Annotated in this window: 19 protein-coding genes; 2 read left to right on the top strand and 17 right to left on the bottom strand. The window is 35.1% G+C overall.

Annotated features, from left to right (window positions below; all coding sequences use genetic code 11):
• Positions 1-6 precede the first annotated feature (6 nt).
• From BB050_RS15965 to BB050_RS15935, 7 genes are all read right to left on the bottom strand, one after another.
• Positions 7-1,230, bottom strand: a complete 1,224-nt coding sequence (locus BB050_RS15965; protein ID WP_066034241.1) for a glycoside hydrolase family 88/105 protein — start codon at positions 1,228-1,230, stop codon at positions 7-9.
• 22 nt (positions 1,231-1,252) lie between these two features.
• Complete coding sequence (locus BB050_RS15960; RefSeq protein WP_083219854.1) at positions 1,253-2,452, bottom strand: glycoside hydrolase family 88/105 protein; 1,200 nt, start codon at positions 2,450-2,452, stop codon at positions 1,253-1,255.
• A gap of 296 nt (positions 2,453-2,748) precedes the next feature.
• Positions 2,749-3,714 carry a DUF4861 family protein gene (locus tag BB050_RS15955; RefSeq protein ID WP_066034239.1) on the bottom strand — a complete coding sequence of 322 codons (966 nt, stop codon included), beginning with the start codon at positions 3,712-3,714 and terminating at the stop codon, positions 2,749-2,751.
• 12 nt (positions 3,715-3,726) lie between these two features.
• Positions 3,727-4,665 carry an alpha/beta hydrolase gene (locus BB050_RS15950; protein ID WP_066034238.1) on the bottom strand — a complete coding sequence of 313 codons (939 nt, stop codon included), beginning with the start codon at positions 4,663-4,665 and terminating at the stop codon, positions 3,727-3,729.
• A 100-nt stretch (positions 4,666-4,765) separates the two neighbouring features.
• Positions 4,766-6,439, bottom strand: coding sequence for a RagB/SusD family nutrient uptake outer membrane protein (locus BB050_RS15945; RefSeq protein ID WP_066034237.1), 1,674 nt, complete (start codon positions 6,437-6,439; stop codon positions 4,766-4,768).
• Positions 6,440-6,451: 12 nt separating this feature from the next.
• Positions 6,452-9,553 (bottom strand): SusC/RagA family TonB-linked outer membrane protein, encoded by a 3,102-nt coding sequence (locus BB050_RS15940; protein WP_066034236.1) that lies wholly within the window; start codon positions 9,551-9,553, stop codon positions 6,452-6,454.
• Between the two features lie 30 nt (positions 9,554-9,583).
• Positions 9,584-11,023: a glycoside hydrolase family 28 protein gene (locus tag BB050_RS15935; protein ID WP_066035193.1), complete on the bottom strand. Its 1,440-nt coding sequence runs from the start codon at positions 11,021-11,023 to the stop codon at positions 9,584-9,586.
• 288 nt (positions 11,024-11,311) lie between these two features.
• On the opposite strand from BB050_RS15935, the gene BB050_RS15930 reads away from it, so the two are divergent.
• Complete coding sequence (locus tag BB050_RS15930; RefSeq protein WP_008467665.1) at positions 11,312-12,340, top strand: LacI family DNA-binding transcriptional regulator; 1,029 nt, start codon at positions 11,312-11,314, stop codon at positions 12,338-12,340.
• 257 nt (positions 12,341-12,597) lie between these two features.
• On the opposite strand, the gene BB050_RS15925 is transcribed toward BB050_RS15930, so the two are convergent.
• From BB050_RS15925 to BB050_RS15890, 8 genes are all read right to left on the bottom strand, one after another.
• Positions 12,598-14,220 carry a UxaA family hydrolase gene (locus tag BB050_RS15925; RefSeq protein ID WP_008467667.1) on the bottom strand — a complete coding sequence of 541 codons (1,623 nt, stop codon included), beginning with the start codon at positions 14,218-14,220 and terminating at the stop codon, positions 12,598-12,600.
• 223 nt (positions 14,221-14,443) lie between these two features.
• Positions 14,444-15,892: a tagaturonate reductase gene (locus BB050_RS15920; RefSeq protein ID WP_066034235.1), complete on the bottom strand. Its 1,449-nt coding sequence runs from the start codon at positions 15,890-15,892 to the stop codon at positions 14,444-14,446.
• Positions 15,893-16,111: 219 nt separating this feature from the next.
• The gene (locus BB050_RS15915; RefSeq protein WP_008467672.1) at positions 16,112-16,780 is read right to left on the bottom strand and encodes a bifunctional 4-hydroxy-2-oxoglutarate aldolase/2-dehydro-3-deoxy-phosphogluconate aldolase; all 669 of its coding nucleotides are present in this window, start codon (positions 16,778-16,780) and stop codon (positions 16,112-16,114) included.
• A gap of 11 nt (positions 16,781-16,791) precedes the next feature.
• Positions 16,792-17,811, bottom strand: coding sequence for a sugar kinase (locus tag BB050_RS15910; RefSeq protein WP_008467674.1), 1,020 nt, complete (start codon positions 17,809-17,811; stop codon positions 16,792-16,794).
• 125 nt (positions 17,812-17,936) lie between these two features.
• The gene (gene uxaC / locus BB050_RS15905) at positions 17,937-19,337 is read right to left on the bottom strand and encodes a glucuronate isomerase (protein WP_066034234.1); all 1,401 of its coding nucleotides are present in this window, start codon (positions 19,335-19,337) and stop codon (positions 17,937-17,939) included.
• A 24-nt stretch (positions 19,338-19,361) separates the two neighbouring features.
• The gene (locus tag BB050_RS15900) at positions 19,362-20,153 is read right to left on the bottom strand and encodes a gluconate 5-dehydrogenase (RefSeq protein WP_066034233.1); all 792 of its coding nucleotides are present in this window, start codon (positions 20,151-20,153) and stop codon (positions 19,362-19,364) included.
• A gap of 1 nt (position 20,154) precedes the next feature.
• On the bottom strand, positions 20,155-20,994 hold the full coding sequence (gene kduI / locus BB050_RS15895; protein WP_083219853.1) for a 5-dehydro-4-deoxy-D-glucuronate isomerase: 840 nt from the start codon (positions 20,992-20,994) through the stop codon (positions 20,155-20,157).
• 96 nt (positions 20,995-21,090) lie between these two features.
• Complete coding sequence (locus tag BB050_RS15890; protein ID WP_066034231.1) at positions 21,091-22,683, bottom strand: MFS transporter; 1,593 nt, start codon at positions 22,681-22,683, stop codon at positions 21,091-21,093.
• Positions 22,684-23,090: 407 nt separating this feature from the next.
• Between BB050_RS15890 and BB050_RS15885 the strand changes: the two genes are divergently transcribed.
• A complete protein-coding gene (locus BB050_RS15885; RefSeq protein ID WP_066034230.1) occupies positions 23,091-24,029 on the top strand; it encodes an alpha/beta hydrolase in 939 nt (312 codons plus the stop codon).
• 81 nt (positions 24,030-24,110) lie between these two features.
• On the opposite strand, the gene BB050_RS15880 is transcribed toward BB050_RS15885, so the two are convergent.
• A complete protein-coding gene (locus BB050_RS15880) occupies positions 24,111-25,547 on the bottom strand; it encodes a PepSY-associated TM helix domain-containing protein (protein WP_206352856.1) in 1,437 nt (478 codons plus the stop codon).
• 81 nt (positions 25,548-25,628) lie between these two features.
• Positions 25,629-26,861 carry a DUF4374 domain-containing protein gene (locus BB050_RS15875; protein WP_066034229.1) on the bottom strand — a complete coding sequence of 411 codons (1,233 nt, stop codon included), beginning with the start codon at positions 26,859-26,861 and terminating at the stop codon, positions 25,629-25,631.
• Between the last annotated feature and the right edge of the window lie 24 nt (positions 26,862-26,885).

The raw sequence follows: 26,885 nt of genomic DNA, 5'->3' as shown, positions 1-26,885 counted from the left end.
TATCAATTATCTGTTCAACTCAATAGCTGCCAAAATAAAAGGCCCTGTTGCTTTAGGATCGTTGTCTTTTTTTCTTTCGTTTACGTAATATTCGTAAGATCCGTCACGGTAAGGATTTCCTCCTAAACCTGCCACTTGACAGCAGTTGGTTAAAGTGATTCCGCCATCTTCGTCTACTTTTTTGATTAAAACTGTAGTTAATCCGTCAAAAGCTTTGTTGGCTGCTTTTTTAAATTTAGCTGGCAAATAACCTTTGTTTACTCCTTTTGCATATGCATACGCAAACATAGCCGAACCAGAAGCTTCTAAATAGTTGTCTTTTTGACCGCCTTTGTCTGTAACCTGATACCACAAACCTGATTTGCTATCTTGAAATTTAAGAATCGCTTCAGAAGCATTGTTTAAATATTTGATCAAGTCTTTTCTTTTTGGATGGTCTTTTGGCATATAATCTAAAACATCAACCAAAGCCATTACGTACCAGCCTAAAGATCTAGACCAAAAATTTGGAGAGTTCCCTGTTTCTTTATTTGCCCAAGGCATTTGTTTGCTTTCGTCCCAACCGTGGTACAATAATCCAGTTTTTGGATCTGTAGCTTTTGATTGAATTATTTCAAATTGTTTTGCGATATCATCAAAACTTTTCCCGTTTTCAAATTTTGCTGTGTATTCTGCATAGAATGGCTCTCCCATGTATAAACCATCTAACCACATTTGGTTTGGATAGATTTGTTTGTGCCAGAATCCGCCGCTTTGAGTTCTTGGCTGCTCTGCAAGCTGTTTGCGAATTAGCTGTAATGCTTTTAAATATTTTTCATCTTTTGAAGTTTCATATACATCAAAAAGAAGACGTCCTGGCAATACTAAATCAATATTGTATTTATCGAACTCATACGTAGTAATGCTTCCGTCTGTTTGCACAAACTGATCCACATAACTTCTTACGTAATTTTTGTATCTCGCGTCAGGATTCTTTTTATACAATTCTTCTATTGAATGCAGCACTAAAGCATGAACGTAATCCCACTTTGGCTTTTTAGCATCGTCAATCATATACGATTCTGGATGGCGTTTCATCAAGGTCAAAGCCATTTTATCAGACCATTTCGCATTTTTTCCAATCACGATATCTTTTGCAGGTTCCTGTGAGGTTACTTTACAACTCGTAATAGTCATAACAAAGACCATCAGAGCCGACATGAAGTAATTGTGCTTTCTACTATTTTTCATTTCAACATATATTTAAATTCAACTATTTTTCTAATTCAATTGATGCTAATAAAAATGCTCCTAGGCCAATTGCACCATTTTCTTTTGTTTTGGAAGACAAATAATAATTGTTTGTTCCGTCACGGAATGGTTTTCCGCCCAAACCTACATTTGATGAAACATTCAAGACATTGACTTCTCCTTTTTTATCTACTTTCACAAATTCTTTTACAAAACTGTCAAATGATTTTTTAGCAGTTGTTTTATAGCTTGACGTCAAATAGCCTTTATTTGCTCCTTTTGCAAAAGCGTAAATAATCATTCCAGAGGCTGATGGTTCTACATAATTTCCGTACAATTCTGGTTTATCAGCAACTTGATACCATAACCCATTTTCACTTTTAAACTGATTCACATTTTTTGCTATCTGATTCAAGTACCCTACCAAAACTTTATATTTTGGATGTGATTTTGGGAAATAGTCTAACGTTTCAACCAACGCTACCATATACCAGCCAATTCCTCTGCCCCAAATTGTTGGCGAAGTTCCTGTCTGTTTATCTGCCCAAGCGATCTCTTTACTTTCATCCCAAGCTTGGTAAACCAAACCTGTTTTTGGGTCTACAATATGTTTTTGAACGAGTTCAAATTGTTTAGCGATATCATCTAAGCTTTTTCCTTTTTCGTATTTAACCGTAAACTGTGCATAAAAAGGTTCAGCCATATACAAACCGTCAATCCACATTTGGTTTGGGTAAATCTGTTTGTGCCAAAATCCTCCACTTGGTGTTCTCGGCTGGCTTTCTAACTGATTTCTCAGTTTACCGATAATCTGCAGATAGCGCGAATCTTTTGTAACATCGTATAAATTAAACAACAGTTTCCCTGGATTCAAACAATCGATATTGTATTCCTTACTATCATATTTTTTAATGTTTCCCGTGCTGTCAATCATTCCATCAACATACTCTTGAATGTAATTCAGGTATTTTTTATTGTTGGTCTTCTGATATAATTTTTCAAAACCCGACAATACAAAACCCATTTTATAATCCCATTTTGGTTTATCATTTCCGTCCAACTGCCATGCATTCGGATACTTGCTTAAAATAGAAAGAGCTGTTCGTTCTGACCATTTTAAATCGTACGGAATTATATTGTCTGATGCTTCAGTCTGATTTTGTGCCATTGCAAAAACATTGGAAAGCAGAAATAATAGTAGGACTGTTTTTTTATACATCATATTTATTTTTTTAGCTAGCTATTGGGATAAAAGTACTATTTGGATTATTCTCTAGCTGTTTTTTTTAACACATAGATACATAGTTTAAAAAACTTAATAAAAGGTGTTTCGCTTGCAATAAAAAACATAGTATGTATGTGTAAGAAGCGAGCTTCTTTTGATACTCTTTTAAAATACAATAAATTCTATGTTTCTATGTGTTAGAATTATTCTCACGCAGATTCGGCAGATTGAGCAGATTTTTTAAATCATTTTAATCTTCTATTCCAATAATATCGGGAGTGCCAAAAAACAATTTACATTTTGCCTTTTTTGTTCAGCACTTCCAATTGTCTATCTAAATATTGAGCAAATTCTTCTTTTGTTTTGATTCCGTTTACTTCTTGTTCCCAAGCTCCTAAAAGGTAAAAAGTCACCGCTTTTGTAGTTGGTTTAAAAACTAAAAGATAATCTAAATCTGTATCTGCTATGTTTTCGATAGTACTAATTTCATAAAAAATTGCCATTCCTAACTTATCTGGAACCAAAGATTGTTCTCCGTAAGTTGCCAGATATGCCCATTTTTTGTTTTTGCTTTCTTTTTTAAGCAATTCAGCTGTTTTTTGTTTAACGATTCCAGTACAGATTCCTTTGATTGCTTGCGAAGCTTTAATCGTATGTTGCGTATACAATTGATCTGGTTTAATGGTCAATTCTGAAACAAAATCGATTTTATCTGAAGCTGTTTTCCATCCATAATAATTTACTTTTACTGTAGACTCCTTAGCTTTATTAGCCACTGTTGCAATGGTTGAATCAACTTCACGAAAGTGTAATTTTTCATTGTTTAAATAACGGTCGATAGAACCAATTCCGATTCCTTTTCCTGCTTTTAAAATATCTGCTCCCCAATCGCTCATTTCATGATACGAATCGAAACCGTCCTGCCCTACTTTTGGCAGAATATTTTCTGATGTCTTTTTTCCGAAGATATCAATAGCATTTCTCCAATCCAAATACAAACGGTATCCAATTCTGTTGTTTTCCCAGCCCGGTCCTTCATAACGAATGTCAAAAGAATGGTCAGTATGCTCTGGAGCCAACTTTAATCGGTCCACATTTTTAAACACCGTACCGCCTTTGTACTTTCTTCCTTCCCATTTCCCATCTGTTTTTGCAGATATTTCGGCATACGTTTTATTGGTTTTGATATCATATTTCTGCGCATTTATGGCTGTTAAACCTGCGAAAAATAAAACTGCTGTGGTGATTTTTGCTTTCATTTGTATTCTAAATTATTTAAAAATTTTATCTAAAAATCGTACGCTGTACGAGATTGTCTGCGTAAACCAAGGCTCATAAAACCAAAATGAATGTGGCGAATCTGGAATAGTCTGCACTTCATTATAGATTTTATATTGGTTCAAAATCTGAATCATGTCGTCTCTTCCTGCATGAAATCTCGGAATACTGCTGCAGATGTATAATACCGGCGGTGTATTTTTGTCCGTATGACTCAGTGCTGAAGCATTTTTCCAATTTTGGGGAATCTCATCTGATTTTCCTCCCAGCCAAAATGCTGCCATATCTCCCTCAGACGATTCTGGATGTTTGAATGCCAAAACACCGTCGACATCAATTATGGCATGAACTTTTGAAGAAGAACGGCTTTTAAAATTTTTATCTTCAAAAAGCGGATTAGTATTTGTTGTACCAATCAAAGCTGCCATTTGCCCTCCCGAAGAACAGCCTAAAACCGCAATTTTGTTTGGATCTACATTAAATTTCTCCGCATTGTCTTTGATAAATTTTATCGCATTCTTAACGTCAACAACTCCTGTTGGATATTTTGCTTCTAATGATAATCGGTATTCGATCGAAAAACAAGAATAGCCTTTTGCTGCAATTCCTTTTCCGATAAACTGCATTTGATTTTTATTTCCCGATCTCCATCCTCCGCCATGAATCATAATTACAGCAGGATTTTTTTTCTTTTTGGTATTAACAAAAGCATCAAAATGTAAAACGCGATCTTGTTCTTGATTGTAAACCAAATCAAAGGTTTCTTTAACGTCTGGATTTGACTTTATTTCTGGAATCGTGATAAATGGATATTTCTTAATTAATTTAGCATAAGTGCTTTTAATGGTATACGACGTGTCGACCTTGTACTGCTGGCTTTGCATTACAATTGCATTAAAAAACAACACTAATATTAATTTCAATTTTCGCATTTTTACTCTTTACTTTTTAGTTAAGAAAGGAGTTCGACCTATAGTCAAACTCCCTTTTAACTACTTCAAAAAACATAGTTCTCAAAAAACTAACAAATTACTAATAACCAGGATTTTGAGGGAAATCTTTATTTTGATTTAAATCTAAAGCAGATTGTGGTATTGGTCTTAATATTTTAAGCTTGCCGTCAACACCAACAAAATTTGCTTCTTTAATTTTATAATTATGAGCTGAAGCTCTTGCTACCAAAGTTCCTGTACGTTTTAAGTCGAACCAGCGTTTGTACTCTCCTAATAGTTCTCTTCCTCTTTCGTCTAAGATATAATCGATATTAAACTGAGCTAAAGTGGCATTAGCAACTCCTGCTCTTCTTCTTACCTCGTTTAAACGTTCTAATCCTGTTCCTGGGTTTCCAGCTTTTAAATACGCTTCTGCAGCTACAAGATAAGTTTCTCCCAATCTTGCTACAATAATATCTCTTGTACTTACAGGCCCTGTACTTGATGGCGTTGTTGGATCTGGATCGTCAAATTTCTTAACTGGAATAGTATAACAGTCTAAGTTTTTAATTAACGTATGAGCTGCAGAATATTCTCCCCAAGGATGATATACAAATGTCGAAGCTAGTCTAGAAGCATTAGCAGTCATCCAAGCTGTCTTATCAGCAGGCGTAAACCATTTTGGCTCGTAAAAATGTCTTACTTTTAAAGAAGCTGGATTTGAACTTCTATAGTACGGATAATATAAAACTGTTTTTGTAACTCCGTTTGTTGTTTCTGGCCCTTCTACAATTTCAGTCATAAAAGTCGCGTTCCATCTCGCATCTCCTTTCTCGTATAAACCTAAAGCATAATCTGTAGGACACAAATTGTAGCTTCTTAATGGCGCTCCTGTTTCTGCTCCTCCTAAATACGAACTGAAATAGTAAAACTGGTTGTTACCTAAAGTTGTAGGACTTGTACTTGTCGAAGCCTTGTCATATTGTACAGAAAAAATGGTTTCAGCATTTAAATCGTTTCCTGGTTTAAACAACTGATCGAAAGCAATTGCTAAAGTCTGTCCTGCAATTGCAGCATCCGCATAAGCTGCAGCTTTTGAAAAATCGTCCGCTTTAGCAAAAGTTTCGTACCCTCTTGTCAAGTACACTTTTGCCAATAAATCGTTTACAGCTCTTTTGTTTACTTTACCAGATGTACTGTAAGCAGCAGTTCCTACATTGGCTAAAGCAAAATCGAGATCTGCAATGATTTGTGCATATACTTCTTCTGCGCTGTTTCTTGTAAAAGATAAAACTGGTGTTGTAATATTCTCGCTTACAATTGGCACACCTCCATAGGTCTGAACTAATAAGAAATAGGCTTGAGCTCTTAAAAATCTAGCTTCTCCTAATAGCATATTCAAATTGGCAGTTTGTTCTGTTACTGTTGAATAATAAATTGCTTTATTCACAGATTGAATTAACTGATAACAAGGTCTGTACAAATCAGCAACATTGTCTGAAGAAGGAATTAAAAGCGTATACTGGCTTAGACCTGCAGGCTCTGGAGTTCTTCCTTCGGCATACATGTCTGTTCCTGCCTCAAAAAGCCACGGATTTCCACCATAAATGCTTTTAAGCCAAGCATAATTTGTGTTTATTAATAATTGAAAACCAGCAGCTGTTTTATAAGTTCCGTCAGCTGGAACATTTGACAAACTTTCCTCTTCTATATAATTACTGCAAGAACTTAAAGTTCCCACAATGATTCCTAATAATATGATGAATTTTTTCATTTGATATCTTTATTAAAATTTAACACTTAATCCCAATTGCGTAGTCACTGATGCTGGACGGTTTACTCCAAAAGCAGCGCCAGCCCATTCAGGATCATAACCATCAAAATCTGTAAATACAAATGGGTCTAAAACATTCACATAAATTCTCAGATTACTGATTTTAAGCCTTTTCAATAATTCAGAATCCAATGTGTATCCTAAAGATATATTTTTAATTTTCACGTAAGAAACGTCTCTGTAATACCCAAATAAAGAAGTCCAATAAGCTCCTGCTCCAGTAGCCACAGGGCCTGGTCTTGGGTGTTCATTATTTGCATTAGCCGCGATTCCTGTTCCATTTGTTGGAATAAAATAATCCATTGCCAATTTCTGACGTCCTCTATCACTTACATCAGCAAAATTTTGGTGGAAAGTACTCAAAACCGTTTGCCCTTGGCTTGTTAAAACAGAGAAATTGAAATCAAAATTGCCAACAGTTAATTTAGAATATAAACTTCCCTGCCAGTCTGGATTTGCGTTTCCGATTACAGTTCTATCATCTTGGTTGAATTTCCCGTCATTGTTCAAATCCTTTGGTCTTGCCTGTCCAGGAGCCATTCCGTAAGATGCTGCCTGCGCCGCTTCGCTTTCTTGCCAAACTCCATCATAAACATAATTGTAGTTTGGATTTAATTCAGATCCTAAGATTAATTTATTACCAATATCACTTACTTGATCCTGATTGTAAATTGACTCTAATTTGTTTACGTTTTTAGTAAATGTGAAAGTAGTTTCCCAATTTACATTTTTGCTTTTAATATTTTTTGTAGTTAACAAAACCTCTACTCCTTTATTGCTAACAGATCCAACATTAGCAAATGTGTTTTTATAACCTGTTTCAAGAGGCAATTCTTGTTTATAAATTAATTTATCTGAAAGTCTGTCATAAACGTCTACGCTACCTGTAATTCTGTTGTTTAAGAATCCGTAATCAAGACCAAAGTTTAACTCTCGTGTTTTTTCCCAAGTTAAATTTTGATTCGCTAAATTTTCAGACTGCCAGCCCGAAACCACATTGGCTCCATTTGCATAAAAAGTCTGCTGATTTAATAAAGCCTGAGAAGTATAAGGCGCAACGTTGTCATTTCCTGTATAACCTAAACTTGCGCGTAACTTTAAATCTGAAATAACAGAACTGTTTGCTAAAAATGATTCTTTGCTGATTTTCCATCCTAAAGCTACAGAAGGGAAACTCTGCCATTTATTGCCTTCAGATAGAACAGAAGAACCATCCCATCTTGTAGAAGCTGTCAATAAATATTTGTCTTTAAAAGCATAATTTAAACGAACTGCATAAGAACTTAAAGTATTCTTTTGATAACCTGAGCTAATGTTATAACTCGTCTGAACTCCAGATCCCATATTATTTGATCCAACATCAAAAGGCTGATTGTTTGAATATAAATAAGACGTTTCATCAACATTTGAGTACAAACTCTGCAATAATAAAACACTAAAATCATGCACTTCTTTAAAGGTGTGTTTCAAATCGATTTGGTTATCCCAAGTGTAATTAAAGTTGTTGAAGTTTTTAATTGATGCCGAATTTTTTCCATTTAAGGTTACACCTGCATTGGTTTGCGCTTTATAAGAAGCACTGGTAACAGTATTTTCGATACCGGCTGCAAATGTTGTTTTGAACGAAAGCCATTTTAAAGGCTGATATTGGAAGAAAACGTTTCCAACTGTTTGCCATGTCTTTTCTGTCTGAGAAGAATTGGCAATTTCCATTAAAGGGTTTACGGTACTTGTTTTATTAATTGCCCATGAACCGTCAGGATAAGTTAATTTCCCTGGAAGGAAAAATAGCGTTCCCACTTTTTCATTTCCTTGTGCATCAACAGCCCAAGGTGACATCAGCGGACTTAATCTAAAAGCATCCTGCATCGCTAAGTCACTTCCTAATTGAGTATCAAGACGTGCAACCGTAATATTGGCGCCTGTCGTAAATTTATCATTGATTTTATGATTCAATCCTAACTTAAAAGAATATTTATCTGTCGAATCATTTTCGATAAGCCCTTCATCGCTTTGAACGCCAAATCCTAAGTTATAGCTCAAACCAGAATCTGAACGTCCTGTAACATTCAAATAATTGTTTTGTGTCATACCCGGTTTAAGAACAGCATCTGTCCAGTCAAAATTATAACCGTTGTTGGCACGAGAAACCAATAAAGGACTCTGATTTCCTGCTAAAGCGGCTAATTGCGCTGGCGTTTGTGTTTGAGGTGTTGCACTCATATACGCAACCTGATGGAATTTCCACCACTCTTCTCCAGTCATCATTTTTGGCATTCTAGCGGCAGTTTTAGTTCCGTAAGAAGTATCAAAAGTTACGTTAATTCCAGATTTAACATTAGCACCACTTTTTGTAGTTACGATAATAACACCACTCGCTCCTCTAGAACCATAAATTGCAGCCGAAGAAGCATCTTTTAAAACGTCCATTCTAGAAATATCCTGCGGATTCAAAAAGTCAATATTATCAACTGGAACGCCGTCTACGATATATAAAGGCGATGACCCCACTAATGAGTTATTTCCTCTAATCACCACTTTGTATCCGTCTCCTGCACGTCCTGAAGCAGATGAAATTTGAACTCCTGGCGTGCTTCCTTGAATTGCCTCTAATGGACTTGTAGTATTTCTTTCTGTAATCGTTGCTGCACTAATGGTACTAACAGATCCAGTAAGATCAGTCTTTTTTACAGATCCGTATCCGACCACAACAACTTCGTTTAATGAATTGGATTGCTCAGCAAGTGTCACATTGATTTTTGATTTTCCAGCAACGCTTACTTCTTGTGTCTGAAATCCTAAATAGCTTATTATTAAAATAGCTTTACTGTTTGATACATTAATCTTAAAACTTCCTTCAAAATCTGTCGAAGTTCCATTTTTTGTTCCCTTCTCATTAATGTTTACCCCTGGCAGTGACATACCAGTAGCGTCGGTAATCTTCCCTTCTATTGTGGTTGTCTGTGCATGTATAGAACTGCACAGTAAGAAATTCAGGAAAAAGAAAAATACAAAGTACTTGTCTTTTTTCTTAGATAATTGTTTAATACTCATGTGGTTTAAAGTTTGGTTAATTGATAGTGTTTAGTTCGTAATAGATTCTACTTTTTTCTCATTGATGTAGGTATTTATAAAATTTATGTTTTTTACGTTTTTTAATAAATAGAGGGAATCAACCTTTTGAATCTTTACATTTTTCAAAGTAATATTCTCAACTGGAGATTCTGCGTAGCCTTCTGCCCAAACGCTGTATTTACCACCGTTTTTTACAGTCACATTTTCTAAGCTTACATTTCTAATGGTTGGAATAAAATTCCCTGTCTGAGATCCGTATACATTATAAAACATGTTTAATTTCAAGACGCATTCTTTTACCGTTCCCACTTCAAGGTTTCGCACATAGATATTTTCAATGATTCCGCCTCTCCTTGAATTGGTTTTTATACGAATGGCGCGATCCAAATTCGGACTGTCCATTACACAGTTTTCTACAAAAACATTATTTACTCCTGCAGAAATTTCGCTTCCAATTACAACACCACCATGACCGTCAATCATTTTACAGTTTTGCACAATGATATTTTTACTTGGTATAGCTACTCTTCTTCCGTCACCATCGCGTCCTGCTTTTATCGCAATACAGTCATCACCTGTATTGAAAGTGCAGTTTCTGATTACGATATTTTGCGAATATTCTGGATCACAACCATCATTGTTCGGACCATGGCTATTAACCGTTACGCCATCAATAATCATGTTGTTTGTTTTAATTGGATGTAAAATCCAAAATGGAGAATTGATAATTTTAATATCTTTTACTAAAGCAGTATTACATTCAAAAAACTCAATAAAATTTGGTCTTAAATAACGTCCGTCGCCAAAAACTCTTTCTGATACAGGCACTCCTTTTTCTGCCATATCTACCAAAACTTCACGATTTGTAGGATCATTTTGAGACGGAATTCCTTTTTTCCAGCCATAGTTTTTTCCTCCAGACCAAATCCACCAGTTAGTACTATCAGCTTGACCATTTAATGTCCCTTTTCCTGTAACCGCGATATTGGTTTTGTTTTTTGCATAAATAAGCGGAGAAAAATTCATCACTTCTGTACCTTCCCACGAAGTATGAACAATAGGATAATCTTTCGGATTTAAACTAAAAAGAATCTCTGCATGATCTTCTAAATGCAGATTGACATTGCTTTCTAAATGAATAGCTCCTGTCAAATATTTTCCGTTTGGAACTAAAACTCGACCACCACCATTTGCAGCACATTCTTGTATTGCTTTTTGGAATGCTAAAGTGTTTAACGTTTTTCCGTCAGCAACAGCGCCAAAATCGTTTATGTTATACACTTTATCTGAAAAATGCACTTGAGGAATACTTCTTATAACCAAATCCATTTTTTGCCATGGATTTTCAGAAGAAACAGAAGAAGAATGTTTTACACATGATGGCATCAGAAGCCCTAAAAAGGCTAAAAAAAGAATCTTTTTGAATGCGACAATCTCCTTTGTAATCATTTGCACAGATTTTTCTTGTTTGAATATCAAAAACTTCATGTTTTATGTAATCGATTACACGAAAGTAGAAAAATTGTTCTAAGAGACCAAATTAATTTAGAAAAAAATTATATATTTAATTTTTATTACAAATTTTAATTACATTTAATGCAAAAAATTAGATAATTTATTATCATTGTAGAATCTAAAACGTTTGAGTTTTTAATTATGGTAATCGATAACAATATTCATTGCATAATGAAAAAAAATGTACTTTTGTTTAAAAATAATTCGATAAACTTTTTTTGAATGAGTGAAAAAGTAACTATTTACGATATTGCTGAAAAATTAAACATCACAGCTGCAACAGTTTCCAGAGCGTTAAACAATAATCCTAAAATAAAGGAGGCGACGCGTGAGCTAGTTATCAAGACTGCTGCTGCGATGAATTATAAGCAAAATAAATTGGCTCTAGCTTTAAAGAGTGGCCGAAGTAATAATATCGGAGTTATTGTGCCGCGTATTGATAGCAATTTTTTCGCCTCGGTGATTCGAGGAATTGAAGAAGAGCTTTATCCCCACGGTTATCAGGTTATTATCTGTCAGACTCATGAAAGCATCAAAAGAGAAAATGAAAATCTTCATACACTCGTAGACGCGCAGGTCGACGGTATCATGATGTCTGTTACCGGAATTTCAGACGAGAATGACAGCGCTTTTAGAAATGTATTAGAAAAAAATGTACCACTGATATTTTTTGATAGAAGCAAACATATTGACGGAGTGAGTTCTGTAACTATAAATGACTTCAAAGGTGGTTATTTGGCCACAAAACATTTAATCGATGAGGGCTGCAGAAACATTGCTCATTTCTCTGGAGACCAATCGTTGGACATCTTTAAAAATAGATTTTTGGGATACAAACAAGCCTTATTAGACAGCGGACTTGATTTTAAAGAAGAATACGTTATTTATACCAAAAGTAGCGTTGACGCAGGTAAAGAATCGGTTGACAAACTTTTACAATTGCAAACTCCTCCTGATGCTATTTTTTCTTCGAGTGATTTTGCTGCATTGGGTGCCATACAAGAATTAAAAGAAAGAAATATCAGCATTCCAAGTGAGTTTTGTGTTGCGGGTTTCAGTAACGAGCCGTTTACTAAATTCATGGAATTATCGATTACTTCTGTAGATCAGTCACCGCTTGAAATGGGAAGAATGTCTGCCCGCGTTTTCTTAGAACAAGTCGACAAAACAGATGCGATCAAAATTGAAAAAAAGGTTGTTCTAGCACCAGAATTACATATTCGTAAATCTTCTACGAGAACTAATTTTTAATTTTTTTTCACCATATAAGTTATATAAGCTCATTTTTAGAATGGGCTTTTTTTTGCAAGCTCCTCTGGAGCTTTATGTTGTAGCCGTTAACCTTTTGCTATAAATATTTCGCTTCTCCGAAGCTTTCTCTAAAAACAAGAGACAAACTACTGTACATCTCTATAGATAAACCTAACACAAAAAAAGACGCACCATATTGTGCGTCTTCTATGTAAACCTTTGTCACTTTGCATCTCTGCAACTTTGTACCTAAAAAATTACAATGACACCCCTCTTTTCCAAGGAATAAAATCGTTCTGATTCAAAATAGCTGCTTTTGTTTTAATGTTACCACTGGCAACGTCAATAATGAATTCTAACATTTCGTCAGCCATCTCATCAATAGTTTTTTCACCTGTAATAATTCCACCAGTATCAATATCAATAATATCAGACATTTTGTTTGCTAACTGTGTGTTTGATGAAATCTTTACAACAGGAGCAATCGGGTTTCCTGTTGGAGTTCCTAAACCTGTTGTAAACAATACCATATTCGCTCCAGAACCTACCATTGCAGTAGTACATTCTACGTCATTTCCTGGTGTACATAATAGCGTAAAGCCTGGTTCGCTAATATATTCTCCATAATCGTAAACACCTGTAATTGGTGATGTTCCACCTTTTTTAGCAGCACCAGCCGATTTCATAGCATCTGTAATCAAACCGTCTTTAATGTTACCTGGAGACGGATTCATATCAAATCCTGAACCAGCATCAACAACTGTTTTTTCGTACCATTGCATTAAGTCTAAGAAACGTTTTCCGTCCTTATCATCTATACAACGATTTACTAATTCCTGTTCTACTCCACATAATTCAGGAAATTCAGAAAGAATTGTAGTTCCTCCCAAAGCAACTAAATGATCTGATAACACTCCCAATGTTGGGTTTGCAGAAATTCCAGAGAATCCGTCAGATCCACCGCACTCTAAACCAATTCTTAGTTTAGATAATGGAGCTGGCTCTCTCTTAATTTCGTTTGCTTTTTTAATCGCTTCGAAAGTGTCTTTTACCACACTGCTTAACATCGTTTCAATTGTCCCGATAGACTGCTGATCGTAAATTAAAACAGGTTTTTTACTGTTTGGATTAATCGCATCTAAAGCTTCTTTGAAAATTGAAATCTGAAGATTTTGGCATCCTAAACTCAAAACCGTTGCTCCAGCCACGTTTGGATTATTTACATAACCTGCCAAAAGTTTAGCTAAACTATGAGAATCCTGACGAATTCCACCGCATCCGCCTTGGTGTGTAATGAATTTAACTTCAATATTATTGAACAAGTTTGCATCGTTTGAAGCTTCTTGATTTCCTGCTCCACCCGTTTCTGATTTTACCAAAGAACGTAACAATAATTGGTAATCGTTCTCTTTTGGTTTCATCAATTCTTTCTCAAAAATATCTTTTAAGATTTCGATGTTTCTATTTTCACAAAAAACCAATGGAAAAAACAACCATACATTTTCTGTTCCAACCTGTCCATCTTCTCTATGATAGCCCTGCCACGTTCTGTCTTTCCATTTATCAACATTAGGAGCTGTCCAGCCAATTGTTTCCGTTTTTCCTGTCACTTTATCACTTTCGTGTTTTACGTTAGCAGTAGAAAGCAATCCACCTTTTTCAATTCTTGCACTTGCTTTTCCAACCAAAACACCGTACATAATGATTCTATCCCCTACATTAAAAGGAACCATTGCAATCTTATGTTTCATTTTTACATCAGACTCTACTGTAATTGATTGTCCTTCAAAATCAATCACTTCGCCTGCAGTAAGATCCACCAAAGCAACCGCAACATTGTCGGTCGGGTGAACTTTTATTAATTTTTTCTGCGTTGCCATAATTAACCTTTGTTCTTTGTTCTTTTTGTTTTTTTTTATTTTTATCAGTTGATCGAATCTCTTTTTTCTCGATCTAACTCAAACTCTTAGTTTTAAATCTGTATAAATCTGCTTTGATCCGTATAAATCTGCGTGAAAAATCGATGCGCAAAAATATTTCACGCAGATTCTAAAAGATTTTAGCAGATCGAATTAGATTTTAATTATTTTCAAATCAACAGATTTATTTTATTCTTTCTTGAAACTTAGCAAAGCCAGCTTCAATTCCGTTTGAATCAATTTCTTCTAGTGCAATTGTAATCGCTCTTGTTAATCCTGGAATTTCTGTTAAATCCTCATCCCAGAAATTTTTATTTTGCAATGTCAAACGAGCAATTTTTTCGTAATCATCAGACTTCCAAAGTCCGTTGAAGAATGTTGTAATGTCTTCGCTATCGTTAACCGGTAAATCTTGTCCGTTCCAAGTTCCTTTGTAGAAACGAATTAAAGCTGCAAAAGCAAAAGTCAAATGAACCGGAAGTTTTCCGTGAACATCTACATATCCTGTTAAACTTGGCAATACGCGAACTTTAAATTTAGAAATCGAGTTTAAAGCGATTGAAGACAATAAATGCTTGATGAATGGATTTCTGAAACGGTCTAAAATCTCTTCTGAGAAACTCGCCAATTCTGCTTTATCCATGTTTAAAGTTTCATTGATTTCTTCAAACAAAGCTTTATTGATAAAATCTCCTGTAAACGGATTATCTACAGTTTCTTTTACTGTTTCGTTTCCGTAAAGCAACGAGAATGGCACCATTGCAGTATGTGCTCCGTTAAGGATTCTCACTTTACGAGTTCTGTACGGCTGCATATCAGAAATGATTTTTACATCTAAATCTGTTTTGTCAAACGGCAATTTTGCTTTCAATTTATCATCACCTTCAATAACCCATAAAAAGAAAGTTTCTGCACTTACAATCAAATCATCTTTGTAATCTAATTGTGCATTGTATTCTTCAATTTGATCTTTTGGATAACCTGGAACAATTCTGTCTACCAATGTATTATGCCAAGAACAGCTGTTGGTTAACCAAGCCTCAAATTCTGCTCCTAATTTCCAGTCAGCACTATATTTGAAAACAATTTCTTTTAAAGTATCAGAGTTGTAATTGATTAATTCGCAAGGAATAATGGTCAATCCTTTATCTGCAGCACCATTAAAATGTTTGAATCTTTCGTGAAGTAAAACAGTTAGTTTTGCAGGGAAAGAAACCGGTGGCTGCATAGTTGGCAAATCTGAAGCGATATATTCGATACCCGCTTCAGTTGTATTAGAAATAATAAAAGCTAACTCTTCTTCTTTAGCCAAAGCTAAATAATCTTGAAAAGAAGCATACGGATCAATTGCTTTTACAATATTAGTAATCAATTCTTTTTCCTGAATTTCCTCACCTTTTTTAACTCCTTTCATAAACAAAGTATACAATCCGTCCTGCGCATTGATCATGTTTACCAAACCTTTGTCAATTGGCTGCACCACTGCAATACCAGCATTAAAATCAGCATTTTGATTCAATTTCTGAATGGCATATTCAACAAAAGCTCTCAAGAAGTTTCCTTCTCCAAATTGCACGATTTTAATTGGAAGTTTTTCTGTAAGTCCTGCGTTTGATCTGTTTATTTTTTCCATTTTGATTTACTTCTTTAATCTGTTATAAATAACCATTTATAACCTTAACTCTCTATTTCTGCCTTTAAAATTGCAAAAGAAACATTACACCCGATTGGATAAAATAAAGCCGGCTGTGAGGAATGGCTAGCTAAATTTTTCAAGCGTAATGTTCAATTACAATCTCTAAAAATCTAAAAAACTTATAAAATAAGGAGTCAGGCATGATTACCCCTTAATCTATTTTCTAATATCTTTTATAATGTCAAGAACCTGTTTTACTTTTGCAGTTAAACCATCGAAGTCTTTCTGGTCTAATATATCTTTTGAAATTAATTGCGAACCTAAACCAACACAGGTTGCTCCTGCATTCAGCCATGAACTTAAACTTTCTTTTGTTGGGTAAACCCCTCCTGTCGGCATAATATTCGTCCAAGGACACGGACCTTTTATCGCTTTAATAAATTCTGGTCCGTAAGTATCAGCTGGAAATAATTTCACAATTTCGCAACCTAATTCTTCTGCTCTTGCTATTTCTGTCAAAGTACCGCAACCTGGCGACCAAAGCACTTTTCTGCGATTACAAGCTATAGCTATATCTTCTCTAAAAACTGGAGTCACAATAAAATTTGCTCCTAAACTCATATACAATGAAGCCGATGCTGCATCTGTAACAGAACCCACTCCTAAAATCATTCCTGGAAGTTCTGCTAGAGCATATTTATTTAAAGCACCGAAAACTTCATGAGCAAAATCGCCTCTACTCGTAAATTCCATTAATCTGGAACCTCCATCATAACACGCTTTTAAAACTTTTTTACTTAGTTCGATATCAGAATGAAAAAACAACGGAACCATCCCGTTTTCTTTCATGGTCTGAGCTACTTCAATTCGTGAATATTTTGCCATTTTTATATTTCTTATCTTGATACTAATGCAGAACCATCACCATCAATCATATTTTCAACTTCTTTTAAGGTAACCAAGTTGTAATCTCCAGCAATTGTATGTTTTAAACAACAAGCTGCAACTGCAAAATCTAAAGCTCTTTGGTTATTATTGTATTCCAACAAACCGTAGATTAATCCGCCCATAAAGGCATCTCCACTTCCAACGCGGTCTACAACTGGCGTAACTTCTTTAACTGCTGCACTGTAAATCGCTTTTCCGTCATATAAAATTCCGCCAATTCTTTGATGCGAAGCGCTAACAGAATAACGCAGTGTTGTTGCTGCCACTTTCAGACTCGGAATCAATTCGAACAATTTATCATAAACAGCTGGAAGTGATTTTTCATCCTGATAATTCGGATTCACTTTTGGAATTCCCAACATGAAATACGCTGTATCAATATCTCCTAAAATTACATTGCTATATTTCAGCATTTCTGGCATAACCTCGCTCGGAGTTTTTCCATATTGCCAAAGTTTTGATCTATAGTTTAAATCGCATGAAATTTTAATTCCTTTTTTGTGAGCGACTTTAATTGCTTCTAAACAAGCTTCGCCTGCACTTTCTGAAATTGCTGGCGTAATGCCGCTCCAGTGAAACCATTCTGCACCTTCCAAAACCTTTTCCCAGTCCACCTGCCCTTTTTGTATAGTCGACATGGCGCTGTGAGCACGATCATATACTACATTGCTTCCGCGAGTTCCTGCACCTGTTTCTAAGAAATAAATTCCTAAACGTTCTCCTCCATAAACAATGTTTTTAGATTCAACATTCATTTTTCTGATTTCTTTCAATGCAGAAAAACCAATTTCATTTTCAGGCAGTCTGGTAACAAATTCAGCATTTACACCATAATTTGCCAAAGAAACGCATACGTTAAATTCACCGCCACCATAAGTAGCACCAAATGCTGTAGATTGCGAAAAACGCAAATGTCTTTCTGTCGATAAACGCAGCATGATTTCTCCAAATGCAACTACTCTACTCATACTATCTTTTTTATATTTTACCATTAAGAGATTATGAAAATTAAGCTTAACTTATCTTTATTATTTAAGTAACTACTTATTAGAGCAAAAACTTAATTTTCTTAATGTCTGAATGGTTAGAAAAATTAAAACTTAAAATATTCTTTAGCGTTGTTGTATGAAATATCAGAAACTAATTTTCCGATCCATTCCATATCGTTTGGAAGTTCGCCACGTTTGATTTCGTCTCCCAAAAGATTACACAAAATACGTCTGAAATATTCGTGTCTTGGGAACGATAAGAAACTTCTTGAATCTGTCAACATTCCAACGAAACAGCTAATTAAGCCCATGTTTGAAAGCGCATTCAATTGTTTTGTCATTCCATCTTTCTGATCCAAAAACCACCATCCTGAACCAAATTGCACCTTTCCGCGAACGCTTCCGTCGTTGAAATTTCCAATCATCGTTGCCATAACTTCGTTATCAGCAGGATTTAGGTTGTAGATAATCGTTTTGGTCAATTTATCTTTACTGTCTAAAGCATTTAAGAAAGCAGATAATTTTTGTGCTTGAGGATAATCTCCAATAGAATCCCACCCTGTATCTGGGCCTAAGATTCTGTGCATACGAGCGTTGTTGTTACGCAATGCACCTAAGTGAAATTGCTGTACCCATCCAAACTCATGATAGGTTTCTGATAAGAAAACTAAAATAGCACTATGGAATTTTAAAACTTCTTCTGGAGACAACTCTCCATTTTCTCTTTTCTTTTTGAAAATCGCATTGATTTCACTTTCTGTAAAGTTTTCAAAATCAATTTGATTCAATCCATGATCACTTAATTTACATCCGTTTGCATTAAAGAATTCGATTCTTTTTTGTAAAGCAGACTGTAAATCAGCATACGTGTTAATTGCAATACCGGACACATCCCCTAATGTGTCCAGATATGCATTATAACCATCATTAGCAATTAAGATGGCTTTATCAGGTCTGAAAGCCGTACTCATTTTAATTCCAGTCGAATTATTTGCGAATTTTTGGTGAAATTCTAAAGAGTCGATTGGATCTTCTGTAGTACAAACCAATTCAGCGTTTACTTTTTTAAGAAGATTTTGCGTGCTGTACGCATGAGAATTTATTTTCTCAGAAGTTTCGATATAAATTTTCTCAGCCGACTTTTCATTCAATAAATCATATATATCAAAATAACGAGCCAATTCTAAATGTGTCCAGTGATACAACGGATTACGCATAGTGTACGGAACTGTTTTTCCCCAGTTTAAGAATTTATCTTTATCTGAACCATTTCCTGTTACAAACTGCTCGTTGATTCCCAAAGTACGCATTGCACGCCACTTGTAGTGATCACCATTAATCCAAACTTGCGTAATATTATCAAAGATTTTATCTTCAGCAATAAACTGTGGATTTAAGTGATTGTGGTAGTCAATAATGGGCTGATTTTTAGAGTAATTATGATACAACTCTTCAGCATATTTATTTTCTAATAAAAAATTATCGTTAATGAAAGTCTGGCTCATATCTTTTTAAATATAATTTGAAAATTATTCTTCGTTTGAAGGTTTTCCGATTGTGGCAAGGATTCCACCATCTACATATAAAATGTGACCGTTTACAAAATCACTTGCTTTGGAAGATAAAAATATTGCTGCTCCGGCCAAATCGCTTGGATCTCCCCATTTTGCTGCAGGAGTTCTGCTAATGATAAAATCATTAAACGGATGACCGTCAACTCTAATAGGTTTGGTTTGCTCTGTGGCAAAATATCCAGGACCAATTCCGTTGATCTGAACATTGTATTTTGCCCATTCTGTTGCCATGTTTTTCGTCAGCATTTTCAAGCCTCCTTTTGCAGCAGCGTAAGCAGAAACTGTATTTCTTCCTAATTCGCTCATCATAGAGCAAATGTTAATGATTTTTCCTTGTCTTCTTTCAATCATTCCTTTTGCTACATGCTTAGAAACAATAAACGGACTTACAAGATCAATATCGACTACTTCTCTGAAATCTGAAACTTCCATATCCAGAAGCGGAATTCTTTTAATAATTCCAGCGTTATTGATCAAGATATCGATTGGCCCAATTTCGCTTTGAATTTTAGCAACAGCTTCTTTTACTTCTTGTTCTTCTGTTACATTAAATTTATAGCCTACCGCATTGATTCCTTCACCTTTTAATTCTGCTACTGCAAGATCAATTTTTTCCTGAGAAGAATTTCCGTTTACCACAATTGTAGCACCCGCCTGACCTAATCCTTTTGCCATTGCCATTCCCAGTCCGTGCGTGCTTCCTGTGATAAGAGCAACTTTTCCTTTTATATCAAATAAATTTGTCATTTTATCTTAAATCAGTGATTTTACAAACATCCATATCTCCGTAATCTAAGTTTTCACCGGCCATTCCCCAGATAAATGTATAGTTGCTAGTACCAGAACCTGAGTGAATAGACCAAGGTGGGGAAATTACTGCCTGATGATTGTTCATCCAGATGTGTCTTGTTTCTTGCGGTTGTCCCATAAAGTGGCAAACTGCCTGATCTTGTGGAATATCTAGATAGAAATACACTTCCATTCTACGATCATGTACGTGAGCTGGCATGGTATTCCAAACACTTCCTGGTTTCAATTCTGTCATCCCCATCTGCAATTGGCAAGTTGTTACCACGCTTCCAATAATCATTTGGTTTACGGTACGGTGATTTGCCGTTTCCATTGTTCCCAACTGCAATTTATTAGCTTCAGCTAAGCTTACTTTTTTGGTTGGATAACTAGTGTGCGCTGGTGCAGAGTTTAAATAGAACTTCGCAGGATTGTTTTTGTCATCGCTTTTAAAAACTACTTCTTTATTTCCTGCTCCGATATATAGAGCATCTTTAAAACCTAACTCATAAGTTGTTCCTTCTACTACCACAGAACCGCTTCCGCCAACATTGATAATTCCTAATTCTCTACGCTCCAAAAAATATGGCGCTTTTAAAGGATCGATTGTTTCTAAAACTAAATCCCCTTTTACCGGAACTGCAGAACCTGCAATGTATCTGTCATAATGCGAATAAACCAAAACCACTTCATCTTCCTGCATTAAATCATCAATTAAGAATTCTTCTCTCAATTGCTGTGTATCATATTTTTTTACAGCTTCTGGGCTTGACGCGTATCTTGAACTATATCTTGTCATAATTTAAATAATGTAATCGATTGCACAAAATTAATTTTTTAAATGGAATAACCATAATTGAAATGAAAAAAATATTTCAATTTTGTGTGCTTCTCTTTATAAATCTGTTATTGGACTATATTTAGGAACCAATGTTTTCATTACAATCCAACCTGTTAAGTAGCAAACAGCACAAATAGAGAAAATAATCATATATCCAGAGTTTATACCATCAACAACCGTCTCCCCAGATTTTGATAATAATTTCAAAAACTCGGCTAAATTCGCAACACCTCTCTCTTTTAAAAATGCTTTCTCAGTTTCTGGATTTAAAAATTGTGGATATTTTGCTAATAAAGATTGCCCGTCTACCAAGCTCCAGTTTCGTTGGGTAAAATCAAACAAAACACCTGATCCCTTATTAATTATAGTTGAACCAACTCCACCTGCTAAACCTCCGATTCCTGTAATAGTTGCAATTGCTTTTTTAGGAAACATATCTCCTACTGTTGTAAAGATGTTTGCCGACCAAGATTGGTGCGCTGCACCTGCAATTCCGATGATGATTACTGGAACCCAGTAACTAATATATCCTAATGGCTGCGCTATTAAAGCTAACAATGGGAAAAAAGCAAAAATTAACATCGCTCTCATTCTTCCTTCATACGGATTCATTCCTTTTTTCTCTACGAAATAAGTCGGAAGCCATCCTCCAATAATAGACAATAAGGTAATCATATACAGCACAAACAATGGCAATGCCGCTTCTGTTGAATCCATTCCGTAAACCGAACTTAAATACGCTGGAGTCCAGAATAAGAAAAACCACCACACACCGTCTGTCATAAATTTACCAAATGCAAAAGCCCAAGTTTGTTTGTATTTAAAACAATCTGCTAAAGACACTTTACCTCCAGCTTCTGGTTTAAAACCGATTTTACTGTCTTCAATATCATCTTGCTGAATATAAGCCAATTCTTCTGGTGTAACTTTCGAATGTCTTTCTGGTTTATCGTACATAAACATCCAGAATCCCATCCATACAAATCCCAAAGCTCCAATAATGATAAATGACATTTCCCAACCGAAGTATTTTGCAATAAAAGGAATTGTAACCGGAGCCGCCAAAGCTCCTACTGTAGCACCTGCATTAAAAATACTGGTTGCAAAAGCTCTGTCTTTTTTAGGAAAATATTCTGCAGTTGTTTTAATTGCTGCAGGGAAATTTCCTGCTTCTCCAACTGCTAAAACGAAACGCGCAAAAATAAATAAAGCCACACTTACATTAATTACCAATGCTGTATCGCTTATTGTACTGATTATCTCTTTTGAACCATGAAAACTCACAAACCATTCTCCCGCAATAATTCCTGAAGTTGCAATTCCGCAGAAAGCGTGAAGACAAGCTCCAACAGACCAAATTCCAATTGCCCAAAGAAATCCTTTTTTAGTATCTAACCAATCTACAAATCTGCCTGCAAATAATAATGAAACTGCATAGAAAATAGAAAATAAAGCAGTGATATTTCCATAATCGTTATTGGTCCAGTGAAACTCTGGCGCAATAAAATCACTCCATGTTAAAGAAAGTACTTGTCTGTCCAAATAATTAATTGTAGTTGCAAAAAATAATAATGCACAAATACTCCAACGGTATTTCCCTGTGGTTTTGAGACTCTGATTTACTGCAACGGTTTCGGTTTGATTCATAGTAAGTGGGTATTATAGTTTTATAATTTTGGCAATCTTAAAAGACTATATTTACTGCTTTCTAAAAATAGCATAATCAATAAATTAACACCTTTAAAGAAAAACAATGTAATCGATTGCACAAATATAGTTTTTAATCTGTACAATCCAAATAATATTGTGTAAAAAAATAATTTAGTTCGTTAAAATAAACATATTATATAAAAAAAGGAATACAAAATTACACATTAAACAATATATTTGTTAAAAGCCAATAGGTGAAATTTATACTTTTGTTGGGGTAAAATTGTCCCAAAAGCCAACTTTAAGCAAACCAATTTTATGTATTTTTAAATTCTTCTGTTTATCGGTTGCATTTTCAAATACAAAAACATAAATATTTACAAAACAAATAATTACAATTTAAAGTGAAACACACCAAAACACAATCTTTAAGAACAATTACCTTGAGTTTTTTCCTTTTTTCTGGATTATTTTCTATAAGGGCACAAAATCAGACTATACCGCTTTGGAACAAAATCCCTGATGAAATAAAAGCAACCGATTACAAAGAAAAAGAAATCTTAAAAGACGGAAAATTGCAGAGCACAAGCCAAGTTTCTGTACCCACTTTGAGTATTTTTATTCCGAAAGAGGTAAAGCCAAATCAAACTGCTGTTGTAATTTGTCCGGGAGGCGGTTACACGCATTTAGCATTTGAAAAAGAAGGAACAAAAGTGGCAGAATGGTTCAATAGTATTGGTATTGCCGCTTTTGTTTTGAAATATAGAATGCCAACCGATCTCACTATGAAAAATAAAAGTGTTGGACCACTGCAAGATGCTCAGGAGGCTATTCGTTACGTGAGACAAAATGCAGCAAAATGGAATATTGATCCCAACAAAATTGGAATTTTAGGTTTTTCCGCGGGAGGTCATTTGGCTTCGACTGCTTCAACTCATTATGATGATAAAGTGTATGAATCGGCATACAAAGTAAGTGCGCGTCCTGATTTTTCTCTTTTGATTTATCCTGTAATCTCAATGGAAAACGAAATCACGCATAAAGGCTCTCAAACCAATTTGCTTGGAAATAATCCTTCAAAAGAGTTAATAGATTCTTTTTCGAACGAAAAGAAAGTCACTTCTAAAACCCCGCCCACTTTCTTAATTCATGCTACAGATGATACAGTCGTAATTCCAGAAAACAGTATTAATTATTATTTGGCATTAAAGAAAAATGGCGTTTCAGCCGAGATGCATGTATATGAAAAAGGTGGCCACGGATTTGGATTGGGAGTTGCTGATACTAGTAAATTTTGGACTAGAGATTGCGAAGAATGGCTTAAATCAAACGGATATAATTAAAAAAATAAAGGCAAAACTTTTAAAAGTTTTGCCTTTTATCAAAAAAAACAAAAAGGAATTAAAAAACTAATTTTAATATGTTTAAACAGCAACTTCTTGTTCTGTTGTATTTTTCACTTTAGGAACGGAAATTGCTTTAGTTGCCACTTTTGATTTTGCAGCAGGTTTCTTTTTGCCAAATTTCTGTTTTCCCCACCAGATAATAAATCCAGTAATGGGTAAGCTGGCAGAAATCAGACTAGCCAAAAATGCAATAATTTTTCCCGTAAGTCCAAGAACACTTCCTACATGAATATCATAATTCATACGTCTGATTTTGTCTGGAATATTGGCTTCAATATATTTTCCTGAAAAAGGGGTTTTAATCGAAATTTCTTTCAAAGTCTGCTGATCAAAACTATATCGGTCCATATTATAAAAGGTATGTCTCTGTTTATAAACAAAAGCACCAATCGGATCTGCAGGTTTCGCAGGAATACTGATCATAATTCCGGCTGCCTGAGGATTTTCTTTTTTTAGATTCATTAAAACTTTATCGGCTGTTGTAATATTAAATGCTGTTACGTGGGTGGTATCAGATTTTGGAGATTCACGATTCTCCACCAAAGGTTTTCCTCCAGATGTTACCCAATATAAAGATTTGCTCCACCATCCGAAACTCCAAACTAAGCCTGTTACGGCAATAAAAAACAGAAAAATGCAGCTGTAAAAACCAAATACATTGTGCATGTCATAATTGACACGTTTAAAGCTGGCATCCCATTTAATTTTAAAGCTTTTATCAATAATGGACTTAATCCATTTTGTGGGCCACCATAAAACAATACCTGAGATCAGCAAAACAACAAAGATTAAAACTGCAACTCCGACAATGGGTCTTCCAATATCATACGGAAGCCATAATGCGCGATGTCCGTTTAAGATCCATCTGAAAAAATCTGGCGATTCTCCTCTTGAAAAGGTTTTTATATTTAATATATCTCCTGTATACGGATTCATATAAACGCTTATAAAAGTTCCTTGTCTCCTTCCTCCTTTTCGTTTTTCGCCCTTTCCTTTTTCTTTGCCTTTTTCATTGGACTGAGCTTTTAATTCAGATTTCCCTTTTGCGTTTTCATTTTTAACAAAATCTTTTCTTGCTTTTTTATACTCTCCTTTTTCCCCACGATCTCCCTTTTCACTCTCATCTTTTTTCTCCACAAAATAACCAACAATAGCCGCTTCATCTTTTCCGCCAAAAGTCACACTGGTTGCTTTTTTGTCTTTCATTTTTTTATCAGCAATCGAGACTAATTGCGAAGGCAGTAAAAATGCTTCTTTCTGAGGTTTTACAAAACGCCAGTCTTCAATACAATCTTTTATTTCATTTTCAAAAACATAAATACAGCCTGTAAGACTGACAATGACCACAATGATTCCAGATGCTAGACCAAGCCACAAATGCAGCCAAGCCATAATACGCTTAAAAAGCGACTTTTTACTTTTTTTCTTATTATTTGGTTTTGAAGAAGAAAACATAATTGGATAGATAAATAGGATAAATAGGATAAATAAAAAAACCGTAAGTACTCTTAAAAAAGCACTTACGGTAAAAAAATATTAGTATTTTAATTTTTGGATTGCAGTAATTTGTCCACCTTCAACTTTCATACCTTTTGTCGCAACGGCAGTTGTACCGTTGATTGAGTAAATCCAGTTTCCGTCAGGAGTATTGATACCTACAATTGCAGAACTTCCATCTTCTGAAGTAATATTGTAACGACTAGTCACAGAAGTTAAAGTAGCTGGGGCATTTGTTACCCATGTAAATGTTTGGTTGTAAACATCGGCAATTGCCATTTTAACTGCACCATTGTTTTTACCCACATTTCCATACATTAACAATAAGAATTTACCTTTTGAAATATAAGTAGTAGAAGAAATTTTATATCCACCAGATTTTTCCTGAACGTTAAAGAAATAAGATTTGTCAAATTCTGTAGTTCCTTTTTTGATTCTCACAATCGCAGAAGGTTTTGTAGAAGTCATCACAGCGTTGCTAGTAGCAATTGCTCCAGAGAAACCGTAAGCGTCTCCGTTTTCGTCTTGGAATAATCCGTTTGTGAAATAAGCCCCTAAATAACTTGTACGGTTATCTTTGATTACTTTTTCTAATTTCAATTCTGGATAATTGTAAACCGCAACCCATGTACTATCTGGATTTGCAGTACCAAAATTGTCTACTCCGTCTCCTTTGATACTCATATAAGGCATATACACTTTATCTCCCACCTGAGTCGCCCAAGTAAAGAAAGCTCTTTCTCCGTTTCCAGCCAATTTTTTAGTGTCTTGCTGTGCTTCGCCAGTAATAAGCGATTTTTCAGCGTCGATTTTGTACATAGAAGCGATAGAGGCACCACTCCTTGGAACTTTGATCGTCAAGATATCTTTGTTTACAGCAGCAAATACGTGTACTGTTTCTGCTTGGAAATCAGATTTTTTAACCAATTTTCCTTCACCATTTAAATTATAAGTTGTTACAGCTCCAGGATTTCCTTGCCCGTAAAGCAAACTAAAGAAGTTATTTTGCGCTGTAATATAGTAACGGTACGTTCCATCCTGCTCCAATCCGTTTCCTGTGGTGGTAATAGAACCTGTAGACACATCATCTGCAGTTAATAAATAATCTGCAATTCCCGCTGCTCCAGTTGTTGCAGTAATAATATATTTCGTTTTTCCTGTATCAGTTCCGCCGCCAGTTTCTCCTCCTGATTTATCTGAATCACTGCTGCAAGAAAAAGCTGTAAAGGCTAAAACCGCTGATAATAAAGCTAATGTTGTACTTTTTTTCATTGTATTATGGTGTTTGTATTAAAA

Origin of the sequence: Flavobacterium anhuiense, from assembly GCF_001705175.1 — a bacterium.
In the GTDB taxonomy this organism is placed as follows: Bacteria; Bacteroidota; Bacteroidia; order Flavobacteriales; family Flavobacteriaceae; genus Flavobacterium; species Flavobacterium anhuiense.
Note: the sequence above shows the minus strand (reverse complement) of the source record. Positions and strands in the feature narration are given on the sequence as shown.

Excerpts from the sequence above, each read along its gene's own strand:
- BB050_RS15965 (WP_066034241.1), bottom strand. The coding sequence starts at position 1,230 with ATGAAAAATAGTAGAAAGCACAATTACTTCATGTCGGCTCTGATGGTC.
- BB050_RS15960 (WP_083219854.1), bottom strand. The coding sequence starts at position 2,452 with ATGATGTATAAAAAAACAGTCCTACTATTATTTCTGCTTTCCAATGTT.
- BB050_RS15955 (WP_066034239.1), bottom strand. The coding sequence starts at position 3,714 with ATGAAAGCAAAAATCACCACAGCAGTTTTATTTTTCGCAGGTTTAACA.
- BB050_RS15950 (WP_066034238.1), bottom strand. The coding sequence starts at position 4,665 with ATGCGAAAATTGAAATTAATATTAGTGTTGTTTTTTAATGCAATTGTA.
- BB050_RS15945 (WP_066034237.1), bottom strand. The coding sequence starts at position 6,439 with ATGAAAAAATTCATCATATTATTAGGAATCATTGTGGGAACTTTAAGT.
- BB050_RS15940 (WP_066034236.1), bottom strand. The coding sequence starts at position 9,553 with ATGAGTATTAAACAATTATCTAAGAAAAAAGACAAGTACTTTGTATTT.
- BB050_RS15935 (WP_066035193.1), bottom strand. The coding sequence starts at position 11,023 with ATGATTACAAAGGAGATTGTCGCATTCAAAAAGATTCTTTTTTTAGCC.
- BB050_RS15930 (WP_008467665.1), top strand. The coding sequence starts at position 11,312 with ATGAGTGAAAAAGTAACTATTTACGATATTGCTGAAAAATTAAACATC.
- BB050_RS15925 (WP_008467667.1), bottom strand. The coding sequence starts at position 14,220 with ATGGCAACGCAGAAAAAATTAATAAAAGTTCACCCGACCGACAATGTT.
- BB050_RS15920 (WP_066034235.1), bottom strand. The coding sequence starts at position 15,892 with ATGGAAAAAATAAACAGATCAAACGCAGGACTTACAGAAAAACTTCCA.
- BB050_RS15915 (WP_008467672.1), bottom strand. The coding sequence starts at position 16,780 with ATGGCAAAATATTCACGAATTGAAGTAGCTCAGACCATGAAAGAAAAC.
- BB050_RS15910 (WP_008467674.1), bottom strand. The coding sequence starts at position 17,811 with ATGAGTAGAGTAGTTGCATTTGGAGAAATCATGCTGCGTTTATCGACA.
- uxaC (WP_066034234.1), bottom strand. The coding sequence starts at position 19,337 with ATGAGCCAGACTTTCATTAACGATAATTTTTTATTAGAAAATAAATAT.
- BB050_RS15900 (WP_066034233.1), bottom strand. The coding sequence starts at position 20,153 with ATGACAAATTTATTTGATATAAAAGGAAAAGTTGCTCTTATCACAGGA.
- kduI (WP_083219853.1), bottom strand. The coding sequence starts at position 20,994 with ATGACAAGATATAGTTCAAGATACGCGTCAAGCCCAGAAGCTGTAAAA.
- BB050_RS15890 (WP_066034231.1), bottom strand. The coding sequence starts at position 22,683 with ATGAATCAAACCGAAACCGTTGCAGTAAATCAGAGTCTCAAAACCACA.
- BB050_RS15880 (WP_206352856.1), bottom strand. The coding sequence starts at position 25,547 with ATGTTTTCTTCTTCAAAACCAAATAATAAGAAAAAAAGTAAAAAGTCG.
- BB050_RS15875 (WP_066034229.1), bottom strand. The coding sequence starts at position 26,861 with ATGAAAAAAAGTACAACATTAGCTTTATTATCAGCGGTTTTAGCCTTT.